At 43.8% G+C, this 4,787-nt stretch carries 4 protein-coding genes; 3 read left to right on the top strand and 1 reads right to left on the bottom strand.

Translation table 11 applies throughout. The features are described 5' to 3' along the window. Positions 1-217 precede the first annotated feature (217 nt). The 3 genes from FTE26_RS06970 (at position 218) to FTE26_RS06980 (ending at position 3,441) form a co-directional block, all read left to right on the top strand. Complete coding sequence (locus FTE26_RS06970; RefSeq protein ID WP_000194568.1) at positions 218-808, top strand: hypothetical protein; 591 nt, start codon at positions 218-220, stop codon at positions 806-808. A 264-nt stretch (positions 809-1,072) separates the two neighbouring features. Further along, on the top strand, positions 1,073-2,629 hold the full coding sequence (locus tag FTE26_RS06975; protein WP_001579759.1) for an AAA family ATPase: 1,557 nt from the start codon (positions 1,073-1,075) through the stop codon (positions 2,627-2,629). A gap of 194 nt (positions 2,630-2,823) precedes the next feature. Continuing rightward, positions 2,824-3,441: a ProQ/FINO family protein gene (locus FTE26_RS06980; RefSeq protein ID WP_000521604.1), complete on the top strand. Its 618-nt coding sequence runs from the start codon at positions 2,824-2,826 to the stop codon at positions 3,439-3,441. Positions 3,442-3,499: 58 nt separating this feature from the next. Here FTE26_RS06980 and FTE26_RS06985 read toward each other — a convergent pair whose 3' ends face one another. Further along, positions 3,500-4,492: a DUF6685 family protein gene (locus tag FTE26_RS06985; protein ID WP_001579760.1), complete on the bottom strand. Its 993-nt coding sequence runs from the start codon at positions 4,490-4,492 to the stop codon at positions 3,500-3,502. Positions 4,493-4,787: the final 295 nt, after the last annotated feature.

Genomic DNA, 4,787 nt, shown 5'->3' on the forward strand with positions numbered 1-4,787 from the left:
GGACATCTGAGACCATTAAAAGAGGCGTCAGAGGCAGAAAACGTTGCTTAACGTGAGTTTTCGTTCCACTGAGCGTCAGACCCCGAGCCGTGCTGATCTTCTGGCATGAACTGGCCATAAATGGCTATGCCTCAATGAATGCCATAAAGAGACAGGAGCTCATTGACGCCGACTTTCAGCGCCTCAGAAACCTCATCTGGCCGGAGGATGACAGGTAATGACCCAGAGCCGCCGACCGTCGCCACTGCAGCGGAGAGTGCTGATTGTGCTGGCTGCGCTTGATGAAAAACGGCCGGGCCCCGTGCTGACGCGGGACCTGGAACGGGTGCTGGAGCGAAGCGGGGAAGCCCCGATCTACGGGCCAAACCTGCGCGCGTCCTGCCGTCGTCTGGAGGATGCCGGCTGGCTGCGTACCCTGCGCGCCCCGAATCTGCAGCTGGCTGTCGAGCTGACGGACGCCGGCCGGGCCGTGGCACAGCCTCTGCTGCAGGCAGAACAGGACCGCCTCCGGGCAGAACAGCGTGCGGCAGAAGTCGTCGTACTACCGCTGGTCCCGGCCGCAGGTCTGCCCGCAGAAGGCACTTCTGCCACTGATCTGGCGGTGGAGCTGAACGGCATGACGTATCAGGCCTGCCGTGGGGATTTTGTGGTGCGTCTCGACGGCAGCACCTGTCTGCAGTTATGGAATAAAGAAGGCAGGGTGGTACGCCGGGAGGGCGATCCGCTGGAAGTGGCGCAGTGGCTGCAGGCCTGTCATGATGCCGGAATGGAGGTTCGCGTACAGATAAATGAAAGTGCCGCTCCGTAAGAACACGCCTGTGCACGGTTTACACATCATCCCATGGTGGCAGCCGGTTAACTTTCCTGCGCCACCAGTGGATAGGAGATATGATCAGTCATAACATTAAGTCTAAAATTACAGACATCTCAAAAAGTCTGTAGCATAAAAGAGGCCTGATGTAGAATACTGTGCAAAATAGAATATTAAAAGGATTTGATATATCCCCTGTTCACAGTTATATGTTTCTGAATTACATGGTGAATTCCCCCAACATAATGCTAGGATTTAAAAATGGCAGAAAAAAAGAAAAAAACTATTACTGGTCAAGTCTTGAACTCCATTAAAATTAACAAACTAAAATGTATAAATGGATTAAACGAGATTATTTTTAAACCTCATGCGTTAACCGCAATTTTAGGTCCAAATGGAAGCGGAAAATCAACAATACTCCATGCCATAGCAAGCATATACATGCCTGAAAAAGGTTTCCCCGGTGAAGACCATCGGTTAATGCATTTTTTTCCACGCAGTCCACATGCTGAATGGAACGGCAGTGACTTCATTGTAAATTTAACTTATCGTAAAGATGGTGTAATGATTGAAAATGAATTAAAAAATTATGGAAAAGCTGATGTTCGAGGCTCACGATGGATTCAGATTTATGCTCGTCGTCCTTTAAGAGAAGTTTACTATCTTGGCATTGATAAATGTGTTCCTATAATAGAATCAGAAAAAAAGAATAATATTCAGTATGAAACCAGCAGTGTCAGTAATGATTTAATAACAAACATTCTTCATTACGCCTCCTATATACTTAATAAACCATATACAAGTTTCAATCAACATCAACAACCCAATGGAAAAATATTGATTGGAGTTGAGTCAGAGGGACTGGCCTACTCATCATTAAGTATGAGCGCAGGAGAGCAAAAGATATTTTTAATTCTGGAAACAATATTAAAAGCGGACAAGAACGCCTTAATATTAATCGATGAATTAGATTTGCTGTTGCATGACGAAGCATTGAAAAAGTTAATAGACGTCATATCAACTCATGCCGAAGATAAAAATAAACAAATCATCTTCACTACCCATAGAGAAATGGTAACCACTTTATCAGACAAGATAAATATAAGACACGTCGTAAACATTCAAGGCCGTAGTTATTCATTTGAAGAAACAAAACCTGATGCTATAAACAGATTAACAGGTAAATCAACAACTCCCATTGAAATATATGTGGAAGATGATCTTGCTGTTGCAATAATAAATAAAATATGTTCTTCACTTAAGGCCAGCAGATATGTGAAAATATTTAAATTTGGCGCAGCTTCAAACGCATTCACTCTACTTGCCAGTACACTTATTCGTGGAGATAATCTATCTGATAAACTTTATATTCTTGATGGCGATAAATACTCCACAGAAAATGAAAAGAAAGCTGCTCTTGATAAAGTTTTCACCGGCACAGAATCACGAACTTATGAGTTAAAAGCGGCAGCGGAAGGAAAAATAAAACAATTTAATCTCCCAAATGGAGTTAAGCCTGAACAATACATTCATTATCTTATTACAAATGTCCCACTGGACGGATTGGGTGGAGAATATTTAGAAATAATAGAAGCAGCAAGGGATATCAGAGTTGAACTTGATGCTCATAATTATATCTCGAACATTTTAACTAAATTGGGCATTGATCGTCCGTCCGGGTTAACACGAGTGATGGATCTGGCCTCCAGGCATCCCGAATGGCATCAGTATGTAAGTGAAGTCACTGACTGGTTACAGCCCGTAGTTTCTGATTTAATGGAACGATTACCTGAGAATGATACAGTAGATATAACTTAAAATATCCAACCATCCCGAATGAGCAAATACAAAAGCTCATTTGGGATAATGATTAATATAATTATGCTGGCTCATTTCATGCCTGTCATAAAAAAACAACAAATTTTGTTCTGTTATTTTCTTAACGAAGATATTATGTTAATTGTGAAAATATGATATATATTATTATATAAGAACACATCGTAGAGGTTTTTATGGGGAAATATCAGGAAGAAAAGAAAACACCCATCATTATGGTGAAAAAACGTCGCACTCTTTTACCCCCTTCCTTATCTGAAAAAACAGGTGTTATCGCACGTTCAGAGACGGTAAAGATGGAAGATCCAGTATCTGTGGGAAGCAGTTCTCCTGCCGTCGATACTCATCCCCCTGAAGCTTCTGCCAGTAAGAAAAAAAGAAAAAGACGCCGTTTTCCACGCCAGCCTCATTGGACTCATGAATTTACTCACAATTGCGTGGAAAAAGTTAAGTCTCTGTTTCCCCATCTTCGCGCAGAAAGCGGGGGATTTCTTCCACTGAAAATTGGCATAACCAATGATTTTGCCGCATTCCTGACAGAACACCCTGAGACAGAACTGACCCTGGATGAATGGTCCTGTGCAATATCCTGCATCACCACCCGACAGGTATATCTGCTGCGTACTGCTGTCGCAGGTATCCCTCGTTATGGACTGGATGGACTACCAGCAGGTCAGGTATCAGAATGCGATGCGCAGAATGCCAGACGCTGGCTGGCAGTAAGGGAAAAACAGAAGCTAAAGATGAAAACCATGCAGGAACAGACCGCGTCAACCGAAAAAATTGAGCGGTAATTTCATCACGATAACAGCAGGTTACCAACACAATGATATTCATTGTGAAGTATTCCTTTCAGGCCAGCTTATGTGTTTTTTGCAGGCTGCTGGTAGCCAGCAGCTTCAATTGATCCCCAAAATCAGGGAAACCTGCTGTGGCAAGTACATCTGCAACAATGTCTGCTTTGGTATGACCACGTTCAAGCCAAACGAGTTTGAGTTTGACTCCTGACTTTATAGTATTGTGCATATTCCGAGGTAATTCTGAATTACCAAATGGGCATTCAAAGGCAATCATCGCCCTGAAAAAGCAGGCTAACCGTTCATCTGCAGGAATAGCAAACAGGTGCCATTGCTGACATAAAGCTGAAACCATCTGCATGTTTACATGGAAGCGACTCAATCTGCCCGTAAGCGGAACAGAAATTCCCAGACGGCATGCCTGATAACGGGCAGCTGCAAAATGATGTGAGCCACCTTCATTCAGCCAATACAGCTTACGCTCAGTCCACGGATATTCAGCAAAGCGCATTCGATGGAGCCTTAACTCCCAGTACTGCATATTTTCTCTGAGATGTTCTTCATTTACCGGGGTAACCAGCCCAGGGCATCTCAGTAGAGGAAATTCATAAATGTCACCAATATCATACATCTCAGATTTCGATGCGGAGATACCCTGAATATCGGTGATATCACACGAAAAATGAGGAATATCTTCTTTGCTAATCAGATTCTGAACTTCGGGAACAACCATATGACATCGTTCTAAACCACGATAGTAGCCTGGCTTATAGAAATCTATCGTACATTGGCGAGAATCAGATGGTATCCATGATGGGGATATCCAGTCCTGCCAGTAAATCACCGATCGCGTCCATAGTGTATCGACAGGAGTTTTTAAAGGACACGGGATTAACTCCCCGGATGCAATCGCTCTTTCAAGTTGCCCTGGTCGCCCCAGAGAATGTCTTATTTTTTCATAGCCCCATCCAACTATACTGCGCAAAACAGAAAGTTGAGTTTTATCTGACAGCTCGGAAGATATGTATCTCTCTTTTTTATCATTCATATATTTTTATTCAGACGATCAATTTTTTCCTGATAATAATGATAAAAGTATTGATTGTTAACAGATGCCGCGCCAGCGGCATGGAAGGCGGCACTCCATTGTTTCATATGATACCGGAGTAAAACCGCCGAAGCCCGGCGTAAGCCGGTACGTATTGATAGATTTCACCTTACCCATCCCCAGCCCTGCCAGACCATACCCGCTTTCAGCTATGAGAGAGCTTCTGTGCGCGGTCGGAGTGGTCCCGACGAGGGTTTACCCGAAGTCGGGGCGTATCTCCGCGTTAGCGGGCCGT

The organism is Escherichia sp. S10b, from assembly GCF_028421345.1.
GTDB lineage: Bacteria > Pseudomonadota > Gammaproteobacteria > Enterobacterales > Enterobacteriaceae > ECMA0423.

Excerpts from the sequence above, each read along its gene's own strand:
- FTE26_RS06970 (WP_000194568.1), top strand. The coding sequence starts at position 218 with ATGACCCAGAGCCGCCGACCGTCGCCACTGCAGCGGAGAGTGCTGATT.
- FTE26_RS06975 (WP_001579759.1), top strand. The coding sequence starts at position 1,073 with ATGGCAGAAAAAAAGAAAAAAACTATTACTGGTCAAGTCTTGAACTCC.
- FTE26_RS06980 (WP_000521604.1), top strand. The coding sequence starts at position 2,824 with ATGGGGAAATATCAGGAAGAAAAGAAAACACCCATCATTATGGTGAAA.
- FTE26_RS06985 (WP_001579760.1), bottom strand. The coding sequence starts at position 4,492 with ATGAATGATAAAAAAGAGAGATACATATCTTCCGAGCTGTCAGATAAA.